This window comes from Tunturiibacter empetritectus (genome assembly GCF_014201375.1).
Taxonomy (GTDB): Bacteria; Acidobacteriota; Terriglobia; order Terriglobales; family Acidobacteriaceae; genus Edaphobacter; species Edaphobacter lichenicola_D.
In genome coordinates, this window is record NZ_JACHDZ010000002.1 from 290,294 (window position 1) to 313,011 (window position 22,718).

Here is a 22,718-nt window from a genome sequence, read left to right on the forward strand (position 1 = left end):
AAGAGAACTAAGCCTTTTGTCCCGCCGCAATATCCTCATCCACCACAGTCGCAGCTCCGCTCTTCATCTTCGAGCTGGTCACCAGAAACACCGCCACCAGAATCGCCGCCATCCCCACATACTCCACCGCAACAAAGCGCTCCTTCAGCAGGATCACCCCAAGAATCACCGCGATCACCGGATTCACATAGGCATACGTCGCCACCTTCGACACCGCCACATGGTCCAGCAGGTAGACATACGCGCTGTAAGTAAGAATCGATCCGAACGCCGCCAGATAAAGCGTAGAAGCCCAGGCCTGCAGTCCCCATTGCGCCCCGTGGTATCCCTTCGTCACCACCAGCATCAACGCATTGAACACACCGCCGAACAGCATCTCCCAACCCGCCGCCGCGAATCCGCTAATCCGAAATGTCGACCGCCGCGAGATCACCGAAGCGCTTGTCCAGCACATCGCTCCGCCCAGCGTCACCCCCGCCGCGACGATCTGCCGCGAGTCACCACGCAGCCCCTCCCGCAACCCCGGCCACAGTAGAAACACAATCCCCACGAACCCGATGCAGACCCCAACCCACCCCTTCGCTCTCAACCCTTCGCCCCTGGGCAGCACAATCTCGATCAGCGCCGCATACAACGGAATCACCGCCACCAGCAGCGCCGCCAGCCCCGTCGGAAGATACTGCTCCGCCCAGATCACCGACGTATTCCCGCACCCCAGCATCAGCACACCAATCACAATTAGCCGCACCAACTCCTGCCGGTTCGGCCGCATCTTCTTCTTCAGCACAGCCGACGCCGCCAGCATCAGCACGCCCGCTATCAGAAACCGCACGCTCCCCAGCACAAACGGCGGCAGCACCTCCACCCCATACCGCATCGCCAGGTACGTCGATCCCCAGAAGAGATAAACGCATGCAAAACACAGCAGAATCCGCGTTCGATTTGGCGCTGAATTGACGGGCATTGCTCAATGGTATCGCGCCTTTGTCTCGCGCCCGACGCCTGCAGGCAAAGCCCTCCCGGTGCTACGATAAGGAGATGGTGCTTCGTCCTGCTGCCTTATTGCTCGTCCTTCTCGTCTGTGTCTCTGCGTTCGCTCAAACTCCCGACCAGTCCTCCGCCCAGTCCAATCCCAACCTGCCGCGGAGCTTCCACGATCAGGATCTGAACATCACCTACTTCTACCCCGGCCGCTTCGTGCCCGACCCCGCAAGCGTCGCCGAAAGAACCGCCCCAGAGTCCTCCAGCTCAACCACCACCGCGACGCCGAAGTGTGCCCGCTCCACCTTCTTCGCCAACTCGGTCTCCCCGGTCGACACCTCCTCCTTCGTCCTCTCCACCATCGACAACACCTGCCCCAACGTCCTCCGTGGCGCCACCACGCTCGGCCCCTTCATCCGCGAGCAGATCCTCCGCCAGCTCAAGCAGTACGGCGAGCCCACCGTCACCCAGGAGGCCACCCGCTACTCCATCGACGGCCATCCCGCAGCCATCGTCCTGGCCTCAGTCCCCATGCCAGCCACCGCCGGAAAGATCCCCCAGACCACCTACGCTGCCAAGGCCTGCTTCCTCGGCAACATCCCCGTCAAAGCGAAGAAGAAGTCCGATCCCGTCGACCCCACCCGTCACGTCCTCTGCTTCGACTACACCACCCTGCACAGCGACCTCTACCATCTCCTGTTCGCCTTCAGCCTGCAGTTCGACAACGACACCCCCCAGCCCCTGGTCCCCGGCAGCGTCATCCGCTAGCGCAACATTGTCCCGCAAGCAACACGAGCCGTCAGCCCCGCGTTACTCCTCGCGCAGCAGCAGCAAAGGATCTGTAGCCAGCGCACGCCGCGCCGGAATCCAGCCAGCGAGCAACCCCAGCAGAAGCATCGTCACCAACACACCACCCAGCACAATCGGATCCCACGGCGTAGCCTGAGACACGATAAAAGCAATCACCTTGCCCGCCGCAAGACCAAGCAACATCCCGACAGCCGAACCGAACGCCAGCAATCGGAAGGTCCGCCCCAACGCCGCCTGCAACAGCTCTCTCCGTTGCGCGCCCAGTGCGATGCGAATCCCAAACTCTCGCAGCCGCTTGCTCACCGAGAAAGACGCCATACCAAAGATCCCAACTACTGACAGCATCGCGCCCATCACTCCCAATACACCGAGTGAAATCGTCGCCATCCGCGGACCAAACAGAGCCGCATCCAGAGTTTGAAAGCGCGTCTGGATATAAACCGGCAGCCCTGCATCCAGATTCCGCAAAGTGCTCCTGATGGCCAGTGCAAGTTGCTCCGGATTCCGGCTCGAGCGCACCACAAGGTACGCTGAGTTGGAGGGCGATTGCAAAATAGGAAGAAACATCGCCGGCTGCGGATCTTCCGTGAGGCTTCCATACTTTCCATCCTCGGCAATCCCCACAACTTGTACGCGTGCTCCTTCCGGCAACTTGAAGTACGCGCCCATAGCCTTTGCTTCCGTGCCGAAGATCTTCCGCGCAAACTGTCGATTTACCACCGCGACACGTGGTTTGTCCTTGTTATCCTGCCAGCTAAATTCTCTTCCAGACACCAGCGCCGTACCTGCCGCTTGAAAGTATTCGGGCGAGATCTTGAACATGATCGAATTTGTTGCGGCATTCGCAGGCCTTAGATCCGTCGTACTGTCGGTGAAGACGTTCGAGTCCGGTTGCGTATCGCCCAAAGGCACCTGATCCCCCAGGCCCACGGTTTCAACGCCGGGAATCGCAGCCAACGCATCAATCATGCGCTTTTGCATGGGCGGAACCTTGTCGCCCAGATAGCCCGCCATATTTAGGTCCGTCTCAACCAGCATCGTGTTCTTCAATTCGAAGCCAAAATTGTTGTGCAGCGAATTGGCTAAACCGCGGACCGCGACAATCGAAGAAGTGACAAGCACGGCGCAGATTGCAATCTGCACCACAAGTAACAAATCGCGGAAACTCATCCGCAAACCAAACCGTCCGCGCTTCGTCTCTACTGCGCCACCCTTCACCGCCTCATACGGATCGGTGCGAAGAACCTGCCCTACCGGCACCGCACCAAACAGTAGTCCACTGGCCAACGCCAGAAACAAAGCGACCGCATACACCTTTACATCCGGATTCACGGACATACGAAGCGGCCACCGGGAGATTGGCTGCCACACGCTCAACGCCCGCAACAACGCCACGCTGCCTGCAAGGCCAACCGCCCCACCCACCAGCGAAATCAAGATAGCTTCGGCAAAGAGCCCACGCAGAATCCGTTTGCGGCTCGACCCAAGCGCCAGCCGCAGAGCGATCTCCCGCGATCGATCCGAAGCGCGTGCCGCAAACAGGCTGCCCAGGTTGGCGCACGCTGCCAGCAGAATCAATCCCGCCAATAGCATCAGTGCGGTCATAAACGTCCGCACAGGGCGGCCAATATAGTCGCCATAAAGCCCCGGCCGCGCCAGTTTGAACCTCATCTTGGGATCGTCTTTCGGGTACGCCTTCTCAAGAGAAGCTCCAACCGAGTTCAGATCCGCAATCGCCTGCGCCGGAGTCACTCCTGCCTTCAGGTGTCCCAACGTCATAAACACCCAACGATTGCCTCGATTGTTCAGATCGGTCTCATCGAACTGCGCATGATTCACAATCGGCACAAAAAAATCCGGATTGAAGAATATCAGCGTGCCGTGAAACTCCGGCGGCCCAACCCCAACAATCGTGTAGGGAAATTTGTTCAGCCGGACGACACGACCGACGACGCTCGGATCACCCTGAAAGTGGCTGCGCCAGTAGTCGTACGTCAGCACAATGTATGGTGCGCTGTTCGGGCCGTGTTCATCGGAGCCATGAAAGAACCGCCCCAGGTAAGGCTCCAACTTCAGAGCATCGAAGTAATTTCCGCTGGTCTCTTCGATCCAGGCGCGCGAGGGATCGCTGCCCGTATCCAGCGCCGCCTGCATGACGTTGTAAGCCGCCACACTCTCAAAGCTGTGGTTGCGGTCCCGCAGGTCGAGATAGTCCGGATATGACTCGGACATATCGCCGGGCAGGCGCCACAGCCCGTAAAGGCTCTCCGACTGGGGCACATTCAACGGCCGCAGGATGAACGCATTCAAAACACCAAACACAACCGCATTCGCCCCAATCGCAAACGTCAGTGTCAAAATGGCAACAATCGCGAAGCCAGGTTTCTTGGCCATCCGGCGCAGCGCGAAACGAATATCCTGAAGCAGCCCCTCGCCAAACTGGCCGCCCAGTGCATCGCGGCTCTCTTCTTTCAATCGCTGATAACCACCAAACTCGATACACGCACGCCTCTCTGCCTCTGCGCGTGGAAGACCACCACGCTCGAGATCATCGGCGCGATGTTGAATATGCGAGCGAAGCTCCTCCTCAATCTCACGATCAATCTCAGCACGATGAAACAGCGTCGAAACAAAGGAGCGTAGAGAGTCGATGAGTCTCATATTTCCTCCGGTTGCGGTGCAAGTGCGCTGGCGATCGCGGTAGCCAGGCGGTTCCAGCTGTCCGTCTCTTCCTGCAGGCGCTTAAGGCCCACTGCAGTCAGCTCGTAAAACTTGGCCCGGCGATTATTTTCCGAGGTGCCCCAGTCAGCCTTCAGCAGACCCTGACGCAGCAGACGAAACAACCCGGGATACAGCGCGCCCTGCTCAATCAGCAGCGCTCCGCCGGAGATCTGCTCAATGCGCAGAAGCACGCCATACCCATGCAAAGGCCCAAGCGAGACCGCGCGAAGAATCAGAAGATCGAGTGTGCCGGGAAGGAGTTGGGCCTGGGTGGTCAAGTGTCCCCCTAAGATGATTAGGAGGCTAGACCTACTTCCCTAAGCTGTCAAGGAGAGTTTTTGTCCTGCCGGACGGGCCTCCTGCGCGGAGTGCGGTCACTTCGTGACGCGTATACCCCTTCGGTTGGCGCTCCCGTTGGTCGCGAACGAAGATGATTCCGACCAACGGGAGGACCACGCGAAGCTTTAAAAAGGCGTGTGAACGCTCGCTCCACGCGCAGTGGGCCCGTCCGGCAGGACATAGGTTTTCGAGTGTTACCACGATAAGGTATACTCACCGCCAAAGGCAGATTCCCCATGAAATCGCTGTTCGACACAGCCCGGACCAATCGCAGCGCAGCCTTCCAGTGCCGCTCCAGGCGCCACCAGATGCCGCGCCGCCATCTCCGCGTTCTGCCCAGCCTCACGCGACCTAGTCTCTTCGCCGGCGACTAAGCGCACCACCCTCCAGCCGGCGAAGTCCTCGCCACCAGCGCAAACCGTTCTCTCTGCAACCACAGAGCGCCGCCGTCCCTCATCCGGAACGGACACGAGCACGAACGGAAAGACCAAACGCCCCGTTGCCCCCAAGGAGAGATTCGCATGACCACCCTGACCGAAAAGACCCTCGAAGACCTGAAGCCCGCCGCCGGAGAAGCCATCCGCTCCAAGCACTACGCCGAGTTCGGCCCCAAGATCAAAACCACCCTCCCCGGCCCCCACGCCAAAAAGATCGTCGCCGACGACGACCGCCTCATCTCCCCCAGCTACACCCGCAGCTACCCCATGGTCGCCAAATCCGGCCGCGGCATCCGCGTCACCGACGTCGACGGCAACGAGTTCCTCGACTTCGCCGCCGGAATCGCCGTCAACTCCACCGGCCACTGTCATCCCGAAGTCGTCAAAGCCATTCAAGATCAGGCCGCCGAACTCATCCACATGTCCGGCACCGACTTCTACTACCAGAACATGACCACCTTCGCCGAGCGCCTGTCCGCCATCGCACCCATGCCCGGCCCGCACAAGTTCTACTACGGCAACTCCGGCGCCGAAGCCGTCGAGTGCGCCATGAAGCTCGCCCGCTACCACACCGGCCGCCAGAACATCATCAGCTTCTTCGGCGCCTTCCATGGCCGCACCATGGGAGCGCTCTCGCTCACCGGCTCCAAGCCCCAGCAGAAGCGCCGCTTCGCCCCCTTCGTCCCCGGCGTCCACCACGTCCGCTACCCCTACGCCTATCGCGGCTGTAGCGGCGGCCCGCAGGAAGAAGAAGCCTTCGCCCTCGGCTGCGCCCGCTACATCGAAGAAAAACTCTTCAAAACCATCCTCCCGCCCGAAGAGGTCGCTGCCATCATCCTCGAGCCCATCCAGGGCGAGGGCGGCTACGTCGTGGCCCCCACCAACTTCCTTCAGGAGATTCGCCGCATCTGTGACCGCCACGGCATCCTCCTCATCGCCGACGAGGTCCAGTCCGGCGCCGCGCGCACCGGCAAGTGGTGGGCCATCGAGCACTCCGGCGTCCAGCCCGACATCGTCTGCATCGCCAAAGGCATCGCGTCCGGCATGCCTCTAGGCATCTGCATGGCAAAAGCCGACGTCATGGACTGGGTCCCCGGCTCGCACGCCAGCACCTTCGGCGGCAACCCCATCTGCATCGCCGCCGCCCTCGCCACCATGGACATCCTCGAGCGCGAAGGCCTCAAAAACGCCGCCACCATAGGCGAAAAGATGCTCGACCGTCTCCGCCCCTGGGTAGCGAAACACCCCACCGTAGGCGACGTCCGCGGTCGCGGCCTCATGATCGGCGTCGAACTCGTCAAAGACAAGCAGTCCCGCACCCCGGTAGGCCCCATGCGCGACAAGGTCGTCGATCTGGCCTTCGAGCGCGGCCTCCTCATCCTCGGCTGCGGCGAAACCACCATCCGCCTCTGCCCCCCGCTCATCGTCAACGAGCAGGAGGCCAACGTAGCCCTCGACATCCTCGAGGAGTGCATCACCCTCGCGGCAAAATAAGGTCCTGCCGGACGGGCTCCCTACGCTTGACCACCCCACAAACGAAGACCTGTTTGCGGGGGCCCCGGTTCGGGCGGTCACTTCGTGACGTGTCTACCGGTCTTGGCGAACCAGACTGCATAGCTCCTCCCGTTGGTCGGCACAATCTTCTCCCCCGACCAACGGGAGGACCCGCATCCCCAAACCCTCCCAGACAAGGTACACAAGTCACGAAGTGACCGCTCCGCGCGCAGCGGGCCCGTCCGGCAGGACAGCGTACCCTTACGAGCGCACTCCATACCGCTTCGCCGCATGCTTGTGCGAAAGGTTCGGCCCCAGCGCCACGCGCGCTGCATTGAACCGCTCCCAATCCGCAACCTCAGGCAGCGCCGGAATCGTGACCAACTCCCCGCTGTCGAACCCAGCCAGCGAAGCATCCACCATCTCCTCCGAGCTCATCACAATCTCCGACGGCAGATTCTCATGCCCGCCAATCCCCGCACGGTCCCAGAACTCCGACGCCGTAGCCCCAGGCAGCACAGCCTGCACCTGAACACCCTTGCCGCCCACCTCTTTATGCAGCGACTGCGTAAGATTCAGCACATACGCCTTTGTCCCGCTGTACACGCCGTTCAGCAGCTCCGGAGCCACCGCAACAACCGAAGAGATGTTGATGATCGCGCCCTTTCCTCTCGCCAGAAACCCCGGCACCACAGCATAGGTCAGCCGCGTCAACGCCGTCACATTCAACTCAATCATGTTCTCGAGCTCATCAATCTTCGAGTCCACCAGCGAAGTCGTTCCGCCAAAGCCCGCATTGTTCACCAGCATCGTAATCGACGCATCCGACCGCAGCTGCTCCTCCACCCTGCGCAGATCCGCTTTGTTCGTAAGATCCGCAGCAACCGCATCAACCGAACGGCCAGTCGCCGAACTCAGCGAAGCCGCCAGCTCCTTCAGCTTTTCGCCGTTGCGAGCCACCAGGATCAGGTCATAGCCGCGGTGCGCCAGCCGATCCGCATACACTGCACCGATTCCTGTCGATGCGCCAGTAATAAGAGCAGTGCCAAGAGCATTGCCTGTAAAAGAAGTAGCCGAGGTCGTCATAAGAGTCTCCATACTGCGAAGGTGTGAATCAGAAAACTAATTCGCTTCGTTAGAGTAGACCGGTTGGTTACTAGATTCAAAAAAACTCTTTCCCAAGAGGAAGTTCTCTAAGGCGTAACTCTGCTAATCCTGCCCGGCCACACCTCGTGCTTCGACCAGCTCCCGACGTCCAGGCCGGTCGGCCCGCTCGGCAACCTTGACCAACTCATGGAAGTACCTCTTAGCCTTCTCTTGATCGCCGGCCCTCTTCGCCGCCTCAGCTGCCCCATAGAGCGACCAGAAGCGATTCGGCTCCCTCTTGAGCGTCGCTTCAAACTCCACCAGCGCTTCAGCGGGGTGCTTCGACTCCAGCAGCAAATCTCCCAGCAGCTCGCGAGCTGGAGCGAGCGGCCCCGGCGTAACCACACTCTTTTCGGTCGCATCCTCCATCTCGGCAGCTCTGCGCATCCCAGCCAATGCGTCCTCGAAGTGCCCCTGCGAAGACTCGAGCCATGCGACCACTTCCAGCCGTTGAATCTCCACCTGGTTCGCCCAGAAGCCCTCTTTCATCGTGTTCAGCCGGTCGCGGCACTGCGCCAGAGAGTCGATTGCAGCTCGTGCAGCCGCAGCGTCCTTCAAATGCGCAGCCCCCAGGCCCCGGGCAAAGTAGGTCATGGCCTCCGTGTAGGGAAACGGGCTCGCCAGCGGCTGGAGCTTTGCAGCGTCTGCCCAGTCTCGCCGCTCCAGATCGTATCGTGCCGGTATCGCCGCCCTCGCAAAGTAGGCCGCCGACGGGCTGGCCGCCCCACCGATCTGCATCTTCGGATCGAAGCGCAAAAAAATCTGTTCAGCAGATTCCGCTGCACCCTTCGCAGCGTTGTCCTGGGCCGTCTGCAGGTAGGCGTACTCCAGATAATCGCTGGCATGCAACTGGTCCGCCGGCTGTCCTGCCTCTCGTGCAGACGCCGCAGAAGAAACATTCGCGTCAATCGAAGCCTGCCAGTCTCCCACCCGCGTAAACGTATGCGAGGGCATGTGCAGCGCGTGAGGAGTCGATGGCGCAATCTCACTGTAATGCTGCGCCGCCCCAGCCGCCCGTGCAGCCAGGGGCGGAACGTCATACGTGTGGATGATGTAGTGCGCCAGCCCAGGATGGTCGGGATACTGAACGTATAGGCGATCCAAAATCGCGCCAGCCTTCAGTTGCCGGGCGTAAGTTTTATCGGTCGGATCAGCGGCAGCAGACACAGCCAGCGCATAGAAGATGGCCGCCTCCGTGTCCTCAGGGTAAGCCGCGCTCACCGCAGCCATCGCGCTCTCATAGGCCAGCTTCCGAGAGCGCTGATCGACGGTCGCGGTATCGGTATAGAGATGCGCAACAGCCTCAAGATAAACATGCTCACGCTCACTCTTCGGAGGCGATTCTCGTCCCTGCTCCACGGCCTTCAGGCCTGCATCGAGTTGTGCCTGCGACTTGAGACCCGAAGCGAACGGATTGCCCCAGTCGCTCAATGCGATACCCCAGTAAGCCATCGAGCACGACGGATCGCTCCCAAGAATCGCATGGAAAGCCTCAATCGCACTCGCAAACTGAAACGAGTGCATCAGCGCCACCGCCCGATTGAACTGTGGCTGCACTGCGCTGCTGCACGATGTGCTGAAGCTCACCGTCCCCAACTTCTCCGACGAGGCGTGATGGTCGGCCTGAGCAAAGCCCACCGTCGACAGCAGCGCAAGCGCCACAACAGACGAGGTGAAGCGAGTTCGCATCATAGCCACTCTCGGCGGAACGATCTTCCGGGGAAAGATCTTCCGAGGAACGATCAACTCGATCATAGCCCAGTCCTTGCCGCTCAAGGACTCAAGCGTGCCCGTCAGCCTACTTCTTCAGCAACACATCAAACGCAAAGTGAAGAAAGTTTTCGAGCGGCCTGTCACTCTTCTCCGCCTTCATCCGTATCAGCGCCCCCTCATAGCTGTTCAGCAGAAACGCCGCCAGGGCATCCGGCTGCATAGACTTCGCCAGATCCCCCCGCTGAATCGCCTCCCGCAGCACATCCGCGATGCTCTTCTGCCACGCCGCAAAGACCCCCCGCAGCTCCGACCGCATCCTGGGGCTGTGATCCGCCACCTCCAGGCTCAGGCTCCCCACCAAACATCCGCTGATCTCGCCGCGCTGCCCATAGATCGAGATCAACTCCTCGAAGTATCGCCGCAGCCGCTTCAAAGGAGCACCCTTGCGATCCCCAAGAACCCGCGCCGACCGCTCCGCCTCGCCCTTCGCGTAAAGCTGAAACACCTCCACCGCAAACTCTTCCTTGCTCGGGAAGTAGTGATAGAACGAGCCCTTCGGCACCTTCGCCACATCAAGCACCTCCTTCACCCCGGTCGCGGTATACCCAGTCGAACGAAGCCGTTCGAGCCCCACCGCAAGCAGATGATCGCGAGTTGAGGGAGCAGTGCTCATAACTGATTGATAATAGACTGGTCGTCTATAAGAGTCAACTCTCAGGGATCATCTCTCTTCGGTAATCCTGCGATAGCTTGTCGGAAGCAAAATGCCGACCAACGGGAGGCCCATCCCCGTTAACCCACTCAGACCTTCTCGCGTAGGGAGCCCGTCCGGCAGGACAGAGTTTACTGAGTCCCCCGCTGCGCACATCCCATCTAACCTGTAACCATGGCGCGCACCAAAGAATTCGACCCGGACGCAGCCCTCGAGATCGCTGTCGAAGTCTTCTGGCGCCTTGGCTACGAGCACACCTCGCTAGACACGCTCATGCGAGAGATGGGAATCTCCAGGCAGAGCCTCTACGACACCTTCGGAGACAAGCGCTCAATCTACTTCAAGGCCATGAGCCGCTATCGCGACAAGACGAACGGCGACCTCAAGGATCTCCTCACCCACGAAAAGCCGGTCAGGAAAGCCTGCGATAGCCTCTTCCAATCCATCATCCGTGAGAGCAGGGCACAGCACGAACGCGGATGTCTGCTCATGAACGCCAATCTAAGCCGCTCCGTCGACGACGTGGAGATTAAAGCCTTCCTGCGCGACAACCAGAAGGATGTCGAGCGAATCTTCACGACGGCATTTGTCGAAGCAAAAAAGCGCGGCGAGCTTGCCCCGGAGAAGGACCCGGTTGCCTTGTCGAAGTTTTTCGTGGCTACCATCCAGGGAATGCGAGCGCTGGCCCGGCTCAACCATGACCGCAAGGAACTGGCACATGTAGCAGCCGTTGCGCTTGCCGCCCTCGACTAAGAAATTTGTCCTGCCGGAAGGGCCCGCTGCGCGCGGGGCGATCACTTCGTGATAGGTATACCCCTTCGGTTGGCGCTCCCGTTGGTCGCGACGGAAGAGAATCTCCGACCATCGGGAGGACCATGCGAAGCTTTAAAGAGGCGTGTGAAGGCCCGTCCGGCAGGACAGTTTCTGGGCAACTTCTAAAACCGCCCTCCAAGACATTCCGCAAAAAAAGATCAAAACCGCGAATCCTTTTAGAGCGTCGGCGCATATTAGACTGTGTAGTCTATTATCGCCTGTCGAGCTACCTCTCGTGTCCGCTCCTTCTGTCGGATCGGGAGTCGCTGCCTCCGGGTAAGGAGTTTTCATGATTTGCCGTCTTCTCGCCGCAACCCTCTTCGTCGCTGGAACGATCTCCAGCCTTGCTCAACCGTCCGTCCCCTCGAGCTTCCAGTCCAAAACCATTCACAGCCCCGCTGGCGCGGAGATCTTTGTGCGCTATGGCGGACACGGACCCGTCGTCGTGCTCCTGCACGGATACGCCGAGAACAGCGACTCCTGGGCTCCACTGGCCAGGGACCTCACGAAGGATCACACCGTGGTGGTTCCCGACCTTCGCGGTATCGGGCGCTCCTCAAAGCCCGCGACTGGCTACGACAAGAAGACACAAGCCCAGGACATTCGCGCCGTCGTCACTGGGTTAGGCTACGACCGCACCTTCGTCGTCGCCCACGACATCGGCAACATGGTCGCCTACGCCTACGCTGCAACCTATCCCGACAAAGTCGAGCGTCTGGTCGTCATGGACGCCCCAATTCCCGGCATCGACCCGTGGAGCGAGATCCTACAAAACCCCGGCGTCTGGCACTTCAACTTCCACGGACCCGATGCGGAGCGCCTGGTGCAGGGCCGCGAACGCATCTACTTCGACCGCATATGGAACGACTTCACCGGCGATCCAGCCAAGCCCGACGAGGCTACCCGAGAGTTCTTCGCGGCCACCTACGCACAGCCCGGAGGCATGAGAGCCGGTTTCGCGCAATTCGCCGCCTTTCCCCAGGATGCCAAAGACAACAAAGTCTTCGAGCAGACAAAGCTGACCATGCCGGTGCTCGCCGTGGGTGGAGAAAAGTCCTTCGGCTCCCTGCAAGCCGTCATCATGCGCCACGTAGCCACCAACGTCACGGAGGCGGTCATCATAGGATCAGGACACTGGTTGATGGAGGAGCGACCCGTCGAGACGGATGCGTTGATCCGTGCCTTCCTCGACGCATCGCCCGCAGAGCATCAGACAGCAGAGTAGCGTTCCCCGCGAAAGCCAAATCAGGCCGGAAACCTGTCAAGCCCCTGAACCCTCAAAACCCGCTCCAGACGGGCAGATTCGCGTGGCGTATTCCCCCCGACCCAACCGCTATAATGGAAGTAAGACCACAGCAAGGAACTCAGAGAAACCCCGGGGAAACACCTTCGGGGTTTTCTTTTGCACATAAACCGGAAAACCGAAAATAACCCTTTTATTTTAAATATTTTACGAGTAAGTCCTTTTGATGGAATGGTTTGCAGACACACCCCTTCCGCAAACCAAACAAAAGAAAAGACTTCGCTGCAAAATACCCCACCCCCCCCAGGGGGGAGGGGGTGGCTCCACTCCGGAAAATCCTACACTGCGTCTAAACTGTGGAATCACCCGATGGAACATCCACGCCGCACCACAAAACTCGCCACAATTCTCCTCGCTGCCACCATCAGCGCGCCACAATTTCTCCACGCTCTGCAACACACCACCGTCCTCCAGCCCGACGACGCGACCCCGCACCGCACCCGCCTCATCCTCCAGGACGGCAGCTACCAGGTCATCATGAGCTACCGCATCGTCGGCAACGTAGTCCACTACATCAGCGCCGAGCGCGGCGGTGCCGAAGAGGAGATCCCCCTCTCCCTCGTAGACCTCGACGCCACCAAACGCTGGGACCGCCAGCACTCCCAACCCACCGCCAGCCCCGACAACCCCCAGCCCCCCGCCATCGCCCCCGAACTCCTCAAAGAAGAAGCCGACCGCGCCTCCCTCACCCCCGAGGTCGCCAAGGACCTCCGCCTCCCCGAACAGGACAGCACCCTCGCCCTCGACACCTACCGCGGCACCCCCGAACTGGTCCCCCTCGCCCAGACCGACAGCGACCTCAATCGAAACACCGGCCACAACCTCCTCAAAGCCGCCGTCAACCCCCTCTCCGCCTCCCACCAGATCGTCGAGCTCAAAGGCGAGTCCTCGCCCATCCAACTCCACGTCAAAGACCCCGTCCTCTACCTCCGCATCGGCGACGAGAGCGTAGGCTCGACCGCCGGCACGCCCCTCACCGTCGACACCCACGGAGCCACCACCCGAGCCGGGAACGACCCCAGCGGCGGCTCCGCTACGAGCCGTTACGTCATCGTCCGCGCCGACGTCCGCCGGGGGGCACGGGTCATCGCCAGCTTCCGCATCGGCCTACTCGGCGGGGTCCAGCGCCAGGAAGACGTCGTCGAAACCACCACCGAGCTACTGCCCGGCGGTCACTGGCTAAAGATAAGTCCCAGGGAGCCCCTGGACTTCGGCGAGTTCGCCCTCATGGAAGTTCTCTCCGACAAGGCCGTCAACCTCGGCGTCTGGGACTTCGGCGTCCACCCCATCTCCCCTGAAAACCGCGACGTCCTGAAGCCCGAACCCCGCCGGGGAGTCACACTCGAACACCACAGCCCCAGTCAAAACTAGAAGTGTCAGTCATTTAGAAGAGATACTTAGGAGAGAAATCGTCTAGTTACGAGGAATGGAGTCGCGCTCCAGAAACATTCCCGAGACCTCCCGACGCGAACCGCCGACCGGTCTGGCTGTCTCAGCGCGTCCGATCATACCCTTGCCCGCCACCGCAACGTTATCCCGCGTCTTCTTAGCCTCATACATCATCGTATCCGCCGCGCGCAGAATCGTCTGAACCGTATTCCCGTCCTCGGGATAGCTCGCCAGCCCAAAGCTTCCCGAGAGGCTGAGCGAAAGCCCGGCTCCCTCCAGGAAGCGTGACGACCTCAGATCTTCGCATAGGGCCATCGTGGTCCCGCTTGCCGCTGCCTTCCCCATCCCCGGCAGCAGCGCGACAAACTCATCCCCCCCATAGCGAAACGCCGCGTTGTTCGGCCCCAGGCTCCGCCTCATCAACCCGCCAATCTCCGCCAGCAGCCGGCTCCCAATCAGATGGCCATGGGTGTCATTCACCGACTTGAAGTGATCCAGATCGACGAACATCAAACTAAATACCTGCCCCCGAGCCACCTCTTCGTCCAGCATGGTGTACAGGTGCCGAGCATTAAAAAGTCCCGTTACGTCATCCGTGATGGTCAACTCCTGAATCAGTGTCATCGACCGGGCGTTCTGAATTGCGATCGCCGCGTAATCGCACAGAATTCGCAGAAAGGAGATCGAATGCTCAGACAGCAGGTCGAGCTTGCTGTTCAGCAATTGAATCACGCCCAGTGTCTTATCCCCGGATCGCACCGGCACGCAGGCAATCGACTGGATCTTCAGATCAGGATGCTTATTCGCAAACGCGGACCAGTGCGGATCAAGAGCCACGTCCGGCACCACCAGAGGATTCCCCGTTGCCGCCACCCAACCGGCAACTCCTTCCCCCATCGGTACCCGCAGCCCCTTTAGGCTCTCAGCGTTCTCTCCTACCGCAATCGCGTAGTACAGTTCGCCTGACTTATCGTCCACCATCAGCAGCGACCAGCGTTCGGGTCCGAAGAACTGGGCCATCTTGTTCATGATGGCCCCCAGGATCTCCTCCAGTTCGAGGCTCGAAGTCAGCGCGCGCGCAACGTCGTGGAACACTCGAAGGTGATCCATTTGACGACTTTCGATCACTTCAAACTGCCGTCTGTCCTTCAATCGCTGTCCTCATGAATATGTGCATTTTTTTGCACATATCACATATCAGCCTCTCATAGCTCCCGCAATAATTCAACAAGTCCTCGACAGAGACGACACAACGAATGCGCTGCTCATCCGCCGATATGAACCATACTGCGCGATGGCTTTTCAAAACCCGGCTCGCCGATGTGATGACGTGCTTCCTTCCGCATTACGATCTTGCGAATGTACGCAGCCAACTCCTCATCCGTTCCGCCACGCACCATCTCGCCATACAGGTCGTGGTCGCTCTGCGAAAACAGACAAGTCCGTATCTTCCCATCCGAGGTCAGTCTCACGCGGCTGCAATGCCCGCAGAAGGGGCGCGACACCGGCGCAATTATGCCTATCTCCCCCCGGCCATCCTCAAAGGTGAACCGCTTCGCCGTTTCGCTAGCCGCATGCGGAGCCAACTCCACCAGTGGACGGAACGCATTCAACCGCTTCATAATCTCGTCCATCGAGACGACAGACTCCCTCTTCCAGCTTCGGTCTTCCTCCAGAGGCATCCACTCGATGAACCGAACGATCACTCCCTCACGCCGCGAGAACTCCGCGAACTGCTCGATCTGTCCATCGTTGAACCCGCGCAGCAGCACGCAATTCACCTTCACCGGGCCCAGCCCCACCGATTGAGCCTTTCGCACTCCCGCCAGCACCTTTTCGTAGCTCCGCGGAACGCGTGTGATCGCGCTGAAGGTCTCCGGATCCACCGCATCCATGCTGACCGTGACACGATTCAGCCCCGCATCCTTCAGCGGCTGGGCCAGTCCCTCCAGCAGATGCCCGTTCGTGGTCAGGGCGATATCCAAAGGATTGCCGAGATCACCGGTCACGCTTCCATCCGGCAGAAATGCCGTCCGCATCCCGGCCAGCTCGCGAACCATCTCCACCAGGCTCGACCGCAGCAGAGGTTCTCCTCCGGTCAGCCTTATCTTCTCCACTCCTAGTGAGACGAAGACCCGCACCATCCGCAGGTAGTCTTCAATTGAGAGTTCGGTGAACTGCGCTCCTTCGTTCCCAGTCCGGCAATAGACGCACTTGTAGTTGCAGCGGTCAGTCACCGAGACACGCAGATCAGTGATGGACCTGCCTAACTTGTCTCGCAGCCGTCCCGGAGACTGAAACGCCTGCTTTTCCAACTCCAGAATCGCGGTATTTCCATCGCCAATCATCAAGAGACGTACCCGGATGCCAACTACCTGGTTCCTATACAAACTTTAGATGCAATGGCTCAAGTTGCGAAGCAACATGGGCCGAAAATCTCTGCAAAATCAGTGGATCAGACGATTACGCTAAACCGCTCGCAATCGTGTAGCCGTTTCTAAATTTCATGCTTTGTTGCGATACGTGTGTGCCTTCCCGGAGTGCGGCTGCTGCCGCAGCACCGTCTCAACAACCGGGATACTCTAAGTAGAAAACGCCGTTGCAGCCAATATCAGCGTCTCCCAAACTCTAACGCGAAGAATATCAGCATCGCAGCGATTGGCAACAGCATTTCTAAAACGCCCAACTCTTAAGTCATATAAAGAAACATTAAGAGTTGGCGCGTCCGGTTAGTTTCAGTAGCTCAGAAACTCGTTGCTGCCGCGCTTCAATCGAACCCCAACGATGGCGAAGACCAGCGCCGCGGTAAAGGTGATCGCGTTCCAGTAAACGACCGGATGCGCCCAACCTGGCGACAAAGTCAGATCCTGTCCGCTCCACAACGTCAGCAGGGTAGCCACGATCAGGCCCTGAAAGCTGAGCACCAGGAAGAGTTGGCCGCGACGACGGCGTTTATCCAGTCGTTCCACCTCATCCGGCGTCAAGTTGCGTTCTTCGATTGGAAGCAGTGCATTCGCCATCGCGTTCTTGGTCTCCCTGGTCATTCCTGTTCAAATTACGGCCCGAGCCAGGCAAAGGCCAGCATCGGTATAAGTTTGTATTAAATCACAGCCTGCCCGGATCGACCGAGCCGACGTAAAAAGTCTTTGCCGGTAGCCCAAATCAGCACTTACGCAACGCCCGAGATCGGCTAAATAAATGCAACCGACTGTATCCCCACCACGTCGAACCGCTTGCGGCACCGGATGTTCTTGCACCCCATCGGATCATCGCGGCGAACCATATAACTCTGCGCTTTGGCAAAACGCGCCCGGTCGCGATCATCGGCACCCCTCGGAAGCTGCGCCTTCTTCCTTCGCACCACCCATTCAATCTGGTATTCCCCCTGTTGCCCGCAGTGGGGACAAGTCATCACATGAGTTCGCTGCTCCGCCCGCTCATCAAAAAAGTCCCGCTCTTCCATCCAGCACCTCATCCGATCCTCGACCCCAACCTGAGGTCGAATCTCTTCTGCAATCCTGCCTTAGATGCCCCCTCACAAGCAAGAGTCATGCATAATCACGAGGGGCTCCCGAGCCCGGAACCAACTCGAGGAAGGAAGACGGATGAGGAAGCCCAAAAAGCAAGTCTTCTCCAAGATCAAGGCCGTCAAGGCCAACGCCCGCGAGCGCGTCGGCACTCCACCCCCAGAGCGCGTCCTTCCCGACCCCAAACAAAAGCTGGCCGCCAGTCCCAAACACAAACCCACCCTGGCCGACCTGCTCAACTCCACAGGAGAAGATCAATGACCATCCTCCGCCTTGCCTCCTTCGCCCTCTCCGCCGCCCTCCTGGCCACAACGGCCGCAACTGTCTCCGCCCAGACCATTCAGGTCAACAAGGAAAATCGCACTATCGCCATCACCGCCACCGACAAGGTCCTCGTTCTCGCCGATGTCGCGACCCTCCACATCGGCTTCATCGCCTACGGCCCGGACAGCGACTCTGCCTACGCCGCCGGGTCCCGCACCTCGAACGCCATCGTCAAAGCCCTCACCGCCGCAGGCGTCCCCAACGACTCCATCGAGAGCGAAAATCAAAACGTCTCTCCGGTGCAGGAGTATCAGATCGACAAGCTCACGCCAGCCGAGAAGGCCCAGCGCAAGTTCCAGGTCACGCAGAGCTGGACCGTCCGGACCAACGCAAACGACGCAGCCAAAGTCCTCGATCTCGCCGTCAAAGCCGGGGCCAACCAATCCGGACAGATCGACTGGAGCCTCAAGGACGAAAATGCGCCCCAGTCCGAAGCCGCAGCCAAAGCGCTCCAGCGAGCGCGTGTTGTCGCCGCCGACATGGCCAAAGGCCTCAACGCCAGCCTCGGAGCTCTCCTCTACGCCAGCAACGAAACCCAGGCCGAACCGCCTCGTCCGCTCATGCAGAAGATGAAAGGAGCGATGATTGTCGATGCCGCCGCCGCTCCTTTCGCCATCAACCCACGCCAGATAGAAAAAACCGCCACCGTCTATGCCGTCTTCGCCATAGAATAGGCGAACCAAAGATTCGCCAGTCCTCCACCGGACGAAAGACAGCGAGGGAACCATGCCAATCCATACCTACCGCGAACTCAAACCCACTCCCGAAGCTGAGGCCCTGTACCGTCGCTGGCTCGCCAAGCTCAACGACGAGTTCACCCGCCAGCAATCGCCTGACCGCCGCTCCGAGGTCGTTCGCGACGAGCTCTACCAGATCTACTTCGGCCGCCCCCACGGCGGACACATCAAGGCGGTTCTCAATAGCGAACTCGCCATGTACTGTCTCTCCGAGAGCTTCGATCCGCGCAACATCACCCTCGAACCCGAGTACTACGGCGACATCGACGCCGAGCAATACGCCATCCGCAAGCCGCTCATCTGGTTCTGGCAGATGTTCGACCGCTCCCCCCTCGGCCTGAACCACTGGCTGGGCTTCCGCTTCCGCTGCATGCTGGGCCGCCATATCTTCCGCCATCTCGGCAAGCACGTCAAAATCTTCCACAACGTCGAGTTCACCTACGGCTACAACCTCACCATCGAAGACTCCTGCACCATCCACAAGAACGTCCTGCTCGACGACCGCGGCGCGATCATCCTGCACGAGGGCACCAGCGTCTCCGACTACGCCAACGTCTACTCGCACACCCACGACATCAACAATCAATCGAACATCACCAACAAGACGACCGAGCTCGGCCCCCGCGCCCGCGTCACCTATCACGCCACCGTCCTCGCCGGAGCCAACATCGGCGAAGACGGCATGCTCGGAGCCATGGCCCTGGCCACCAAACCCGTCCCCCAGGAGACCGTCTCAGTCGGCATCCCAGCCAAAGCAAAGATCCGCAAGCAGGCCACCGTCCTCGCCGCAGAGACGCTCTAGTCGCAGCGGCAACCTGCAGATTCATAACTACGAAGCACTTGCCGTCCTCTCTCGCAGTCTTTTTGCGAGAGAGGACGGCTTGAACGCGACAGCATCTTTACGGTCTCCTCACGCGAACTTCAGTAAACTTGAGCCTGTATGAATCAGGAAGTTGTCCTCATCGTCTTTCAGGTCGTCGTTCTCGTCCTGGCGTTCAGCATCCACGAGTCGGCCCACGCCTGGACTGCCTGGCGTCTCGGCGACCCCACCGCCAAGATGCTCGGACGCGTCACGCTCAACCCCCTCAAGCACCTCGACCCCTTCGGCTCTGTCCTCATGCCGCTGCTGGCTCTGGTCTATCACTGGCCGCTCATCGGCTGGGCCAAGCCGACGCCGGTGACCGCGCGCAACTTCAAGAACTACAGGCGCGACGACATCCTCGTCACGCTCGCTGGTCCACTCAGTAATCTGCTCTCGGCTACCGTCGCGCTCATCCTTCTTGTGCTCATCAAACACGTTGTTCCCGGCGGAGTCGTCGCGATCGGCACTGCAATGGCGCTGGCTTCGCACATACCCGGCATCGCCACCGACAATCTGCCGGCGCTCTTTCCCATCGCGCTCTTTCTCTACTTTGTCATCCTGATCAACCTGCTGCTCTTTGTCTTCAACCTCATCCCGATCCCGCCGCTCGATGGCAGCCACGTTCTACGGCACTTCCTGCCTTACAGGGCACTTCAGGTCTATGACCGCTTCGGCATGTTCGGCATGATCCTGCTATTTCTGGTGGGTGGGAGCTTCATCTTCAGCGTCTTCTTCACTCCGCTGCTGAACACCTTCAACCACATTCTGTTCACCTTGTAGAGCAGAGTTAGCAAAAAAAAATTGGAGATGGTGGCCGGAGGGTTTTCCATTGATTTTCGGGAGTTTTTGAGGGGTGTTTTGGAAAAAGTGGGTGTTTGGGCGTGGTTTTTTGCTGGTGTGATCGTGGTGGAGTGCGTGGTAAACGTGGTGCTTTGACTGTCGTTTTTCCGACGCTGAAAAATACGCCACGAATCTCAACTATTTTTTCGTTGCCTGCGTTTATTTTTCCTCTGCCTGCGTTTTGCCGAATCTGCCCTGCTTTTTGCCGGATGGGTTGCCCCTGACAAGAGGACGCTGCCGCCATTGTCGGCCCGAATCATTTACCCTTAGCTCTTGACCGCAATGACTGAAAAAAACAACGACTCCCTGACATCTTCCCAGACATCGTCACGTCCACGCGTCCTTAGCGGCATGCGGCCCACCGGCCGTCTCCACCTCGGCAACTACATGGGCGCGCTCTACAACTGGGTCCAGCTCCAGCGCCAGTACGACTGCTACTTCTTCATCGCCGACCTTCACGCTCTCACCACCGACTACGCCGACCCCACCACGCTCCGTCAGAGCATCCGCGACGTGGCCCTGGACTTTCTGTCCGCCGGTCTTGACCCGGAGCAGAGCACCATCTTCATCCAGTCCCATGTTCCCCAGCACGCCGAGCTCTTCACGCTCTTCAGCATGTTCACGCCGCTGCCGTGGCTGGAGCGCGTCCCCACCTACAAGGATCAGCAGGAGCAGCTCCGTGAGAAGGACCTGAACACCTACGGCTTCCTCGGTTATCCTCTGCTCCAGGCCGCTGACATCCTCCTCTACCAGCCCGACTTCGTCCCCGTCGGACAGGATCAGGTCGCGCACGTCGAGCTGACCCGCGAGGTTGCCCGCCGCTTCAACGCGCTTTACTGCTCGCAGCCAACTCCCGCTATCGAGAAGGCTCGCGAAGACCACTCCGACAAGGAGATTCTCGCCGCAGAGATCGCTGCCAATAACGTCGTAAACGGCATCCTGCCCGAACCAAAGGTTTTGCTCACGCCCTCGCCCAAGCTCCCCGGCCTCGATGGCCGCAAGATGTCGAAGAGCTATGGCAACACCATCATGCTCTCCGAGCCCGAGGCCGACCTCCGCGCCAAGCTGAAGACCATGGTCACCGACCCGGCGCGCATCCGCCGCACCGACCCCGGCAATCCCGACATCTGTCCCGTCTTCGATCTGCACAAAGTCTTCTCGACCGAGGAGACACAGCAGAAGGTCCGCGAAGGCTGCACGACAGCAGGCATCGGCTGCATCGAGTGCAAAGGCTGGGTCGCCGATGCGATCGTCCGCGAGATCGCCCCGATCCAGGAGCGTCGACGCGCCCTCGAAGCCGACCCCGGCCAGGTCGACGCCATCTTATGGGACGGCTCCGCCCGCGCCCGCCAACGCGCCATCCAGACCCTGCAGCATGTCCGGCAGGCTATCGGCCTCGAGTAACCGCCATGCCCGACGAGATCCTACCCCCCGAATCAAACCCCGACGCGGTCAGTGACGAGGCCAACCCCGAAGAGAGGGCAGTGCCCGCTCTGGAGGGCGAAGCCGCCGCCGCTTCGTCAGCCGAAGTCTCGTCCGAGGAGATAGCCCCTGCCGCCTTCGAGACTGCAGAGCCCTTCGCCCTCCAGCATCCGCCCGTGCCGCCCCCGGCGCCCGATCCCAAGCGCGTCGCCAGGGAGAAAGACAAGGAAAAAGAGGAGGCCTCGCAGTCGCCCTTCTCCGTCACCGTCGGCCAGGTCTACGACGGTCCGCTCGATCTCCTCCTCGACCTAATTCGCAAGCAGAACATCGACATCTACGACATTCCCATCGCGCGCATCACCAGCCAGTTCCTCGAGTACACCCATCACCTCAAGCAGGTCGACGTCGACTCCGCAGGCGAGTTCATCTACATGGCCTCGCTGCTGATTCACATCAAGTCGAAGACGCTGCTCCCCCGCGATCCCTCGGACGTGCTCAGCGGAGATCCGGAGGACCCGCGCCGCGAACTGGTCGAGCGTCTCCTTGAGCATGAGCGCTTCAAAGCCGCGGCCCAGATGCTCCTACAGAAGCAGCAGATCGAAGAGGCCACCTGGACGAACTCCGGCCTCAGGAACTTCCGTCGCGACATTGGAGAGGCTGGCGCTCCCACGCTCGACGAAGACCGCGAGATCGACGCCGACACGGTCGATCTGGTCCGCGTCTTTCAGGACATCCTCCTCCGTCTACGCGAGCGCCCCATCCTCAACGTCGATGAGGAGTCGGTCACGGTTGCGCAGATGATCGACTACGTCAAACGCCGTCTGTTGATGGAAGACAAGCCGATCAGCCTGAAGCGCCTTCTCCACAACACCCACACTGAGCGTGCTTTGATTTGCATGTTCCTGGCGATGTTAGAGCTGGTGCGTTTGCAGGCAGTGCTGCTCCATCAGCCGGATGCGCAAGGCGACATTCTCATCAAGAAGACGGAGAACTTCGACCAGGTCTTCACCGATCAGGCTCAGGCCCGCGACGACTGGCGGTAAAAACAGTCCTGCCGGACGGGCCTCCTGCGCGGAGGGCGGTCACTTCGTGACGTGTATACCGGCTTCGCCCGGTCCTCCCGTTGGTCGGCACGAATTTCAGCTCGC

22 protein-coding genes are annotated in these 22,718 nt (G+C 60.0%); 11 read left to right on the forward strand and 11 right to left on the reverse strand.

The window, feature by feature from the left end:
• Window positions 1-7: 7 nt before the first annotated feature.
• Complete coding sequence (locus HDF10_RS07265; RefSeq protein ID WP_183812013.1) at window positions 8-964, reverse strand: EamA family transporter; 957 nt, start codon at window positions 962-964, stop codon at window positions 8-10.
• 74 nt (window positions 965-1,038) lie between these two features.
• On the opposite strand from HDF10_RS07265, the gene HDF10_RS07270 reads away from it, so the two are divergent.
• A complete protein-coding gene (locus HDF10_RS07270; protein ID WP_183812015.1) occupies window positions 1,039-1,749 on the forward strand; it encodes a hypothetical protein in 711 nt (236 codons plus the stop codon).
• A 42-nt stretch (window positions 1,750-1,791) separates the two neighbouring features.
• On the opposite strand, the gene HDF10_RS07275 is transcribed toward HDF10_RS07270, so the two are convergent.
• From HDF10_RS07275 to HDF10_RS07285, 3 genes are all read right to left on the reverse strand, one after another.
• Window positions 1,792-4,452: an ABC transporter permease gene (locus tag HDF10_RS07275; protein WP_183812019.1), complete on the reverse strand. Its 2,661-nt coding sequence runs from the start codon at window positions 4,450-4,452 to the stop codon at window positions 1,792-1,794.
• Window positions 4,449-4,790, reverse strand: a complete 342-nt coding sequence (locus HDF10_RS07280; RefSeq protein ID WP_179636585.1) for a PadR family transcriptional regulator — start codon at window positions 4,788-4,790, stop codon at window positions 4,449-4,451. The genes HDF10_RS07275 and HDF10_RS07280 overlap by 4 nt, the downstream gene beginning before the upstream one ends.
• Window positions 4,791-5,045: 255 nt before the next feature.
• On the reverse strand, window positions 5,046-5,288 hold the full coding sequence (locus tag HDF10_RS07285) for a hypothetical protein (protein ID WP_183812020.1): 243 nt from the start codon (window positions 5,286-5,288) through the stop codon (window positions 5,046-5,048).
• An 84-nt stretch (window positions 5,289-5,372) separates the two neighbouring features.
• On the opposite strand from HDF10_RS07285, the gene HDF10_RS07290 reads away from it, so the two are divergent.
• Window positions 5,373-6,782: an acetyl ornithine aminotransferase family protein gene (locus tag HDF10_RS07290; protein WP_183812022.1), complete on the forward strand. Its 1,410-nt coding sequence runs from the start codon at window positions 5,373-5,375 to the stop codon at window positions 6,780-6,782.
• 261 nt (window positions 6,783-7,043) lie between these two features.
• On the opposite strand, the gene HDF10_RS07295 is transcribed toward HDF10_RS07290, so the two are convergent.
• From HDF10_RS07295 to HDF10_RS07305, 3 genes are all read right to left on the reverse strand, one after another.
• Window positions 7,044-7,868, reverse strand: coding sequence for an SDR family NAD(P)-dependent oxidoreductase (locus HDF10_RS07295; RefSeq protein ID WP_183812024.1), 825 nt, complete (start codon window positions 7,866-7,868; stop codon window positions 7,044-7,046).
• A 123-nt stretch (window positions 7,869-7,991) separates the two neighbouring features.
• Window positions 7,992-9,620 carry a tetratricopeptide repeat protein gene (locus HDF10_RS07300; protein ID WP_183812026.1) on the reverse strand — a complete coding sequence of 543 codons (1,629 nt, stop codon included), beginning with the start codon at window positions 9,618-9,620 and terminating at the stop codon, window positions 7,992-7,994.
• A gap of 106 nt (window positions 9,621-9,726) precedes the next feature.
• Window positions 9,727-10,314, reverse strand: a complete 588-nt coding sequence (locus tag HDF10_RS07305; RefSeq protein WP_183812029.1) for a TetR/AcrR family transcriptional regulator — start codon at window positions 10,312-10,314, stop codon at window positions 9,727-9,729.
• 213 nt (window positions 10,315-10,527) lie between these two features.
• Here HDF10_RS07305 and HDF10_RS07310 point away from each other — a divergent pair, with 213 nt between their 5' ends.
• From HDF10_RS07310 to HDF10_RS07320, 3 genes are all read left to right on the forward strand, one after another.
• Window positions 10,528-11,106 (forward strand): TetR/AcrR family transcriptional regulator, encoded by a 579-nt coding sequence (locus HDF10_RS07310; RefSeq protein WP_183812031.1) that lies wholly within the window; start codon window positions 10,528-10,530, stop codon window positions 11,104-11,106.
• A 349-nt stretch (window positions 11,107-11,455) separates the two neighbouring features.
• A complete protein-coding gene (locus HDF10_RS07315; protein ID WP_183812034.1) occupies window positions 11,456-12,391 on the forward strand; it encodes an alpha/beta fold hydrolase in 936 nt (311 codons plus the stop codon).
• 387 nt (window positions 12,392-12,778) lie between these two features.
• The gene (locus HDF10_RS07320; protein ID WP_260177713.1) at window positions 12,779-13,840 is read left to right on the forward strand and encodes a hypothetical protein; all 1,062 of its coding nucleotides are present in this window, start codon (window positions 12,779-12,781) and stop codon (window positions 13,838-13,840) included.
• Window positions 13,841-13,882: 42 nt separating this feature from the next.
• Here HDF10_RS07320 and HDF10_RS07325 read toward each other — a convergent pair whose 3' ends face one another.
• From HDF10_RS07325 to HDF10_RS07340, 4 genes are all read right to left on the reverse strand, one after another.
• Window positions 13,883-14,968: a GGDEF domain-containing protein gene (locus tag HDF10_RS07325; RefSeq protein WP_183812036.1), complete on the reverse strand. Its 1,086-nt coding sequence runs from the start codon at window positions 14,966-14,968 to the stop codon at window positions 13,883-13,885.
• Between the two features lie 155 nt (window positions 14,969-15,123).
• Window positions 15,124-16,206 carry a GTP 3',8-cyclase MoaA gene (gene moaA, locus HDF10_RS07330; RefSeq protein ID WP_183812614.1) on the reverse strand — a complete coding sequence of 361 codons (1,083 nt, stop codon included), beginning with the start codon at window positions 16,204-16,206 and terminating at the stop codon, window positions 15,124-15,126.
• A 387-nt stretch (window positions 16,207-16,593) separates the two neighbouring features.
• Window positions 16,594-16,902 (reverse strand): hypothetical protein, encoded by a 309-nt coding sequence (locus tag HDF10_RS07335; RefSeq protein WP_260177714.1) that lies wholly within the window; start codon window positions 16,900-16,902, stop codon window positions 16,594-16,596.
• Between the two features lie 146 nt (window positions 16,903-17,048).
• Window positions 17,049-17,321, reverse strand: coding sequence for a hypothetical protein (locus tag HDF10_RS07340; RefSeq protein ID WP_158945784.1), 273 nt, complete (start codon window positions 17,319-17,321; stop codon window positions 17,049-17,051).
• Between the two features lie 142 nt (window positions 17,322-17,463).
• Between HDF10_RS07340 and HDF10_RS07345 the strand changes: the two genes are divergently transcribed.
• The 6 genes from HDF10_RS07345 to HDF10_RS07370 all read left to right on the forward strand — a co-directional run bounded on the left by HDF10_RS07345 (window position 17,464) and on the right by HDF10_RS07370 (window position 22,613).
• Window positions 17,464-17,646 (forward strand): hypothetical protein, encoded by a 183-nt coding sequence (locus tag HDF10_RS07345; protein WP_183812038.1) that lies wholly within the window; start codon window positions 17,464-17,466, stop codon window positions 17,644-17,646.
• Window positions 17,643-18,383 carry an SIMPL domain-containing protein gene (locus HDF10_RS07350; RefSeq protein ID WP_183812040.1) on the forward strand — a complete coding sequence of 247 codons (741 nt, stop codon included), beginning with the start codon at window positions 17,643-17,645 and terminating at the stop codon, window positions 18,381-18,383. Before HDF10_RS07345 ends, HDF10_RS07350 begins: the two co-directional genes overlap by 4 nt.
• A 52-nt stretch (window positions 18,384-18,435) precedes the next feature.
• Window positions 18,436-19,248 (forward strand): acyltransferase, encoded by an 813-nt coding sequence (locus HDF10_RS07355; RefSeq protein WP_183812043.1) that lies wholly within the window; start codon window positions 18,436-18,438, stop codon window positions 19,246-19,248.
• 138 nt (window positions 19,249-19,386) lie between these two features.
• Window positions 19,387-20,088, forward strand: coding sequence for a site-2 protease family protein (locus tag HDF10_RS07360; RefSeq protein WP_183812045.1), 702 nt, complete (start codon window positions 19,387-19,389; stop codon window positions 20,086-20,088).
• 342 nt (window positions 20,089-20,430) lie between these two features.
• Complete coding sequence (gene trpS / locus HDF10_RS07365; RefSeq protein WP_183812047.1) at window positions 20,431-21,552, forward strand: tryptophan--tRNA ligase; 1,122 nt, start codon at window positions 20,431-20,433, stop codon at window positions 21,550-21,552.
• Window positions 21,553-21,557: 5 nt separating this feature from the next.
• Window positions 21,558-22,613 (forward strand): segregation and condensation protein A, encoded by a 1,056-nt coding sequence (locus HDF10_RS07370; RefSeq protein WP_183812050.1) that lies wholly within the window; start codon window positions 21,558-21,560, stop codon window positions 22,611-22,613.
• Window positions 22,614-22,718: the final 105 nt, after the last annotated feature.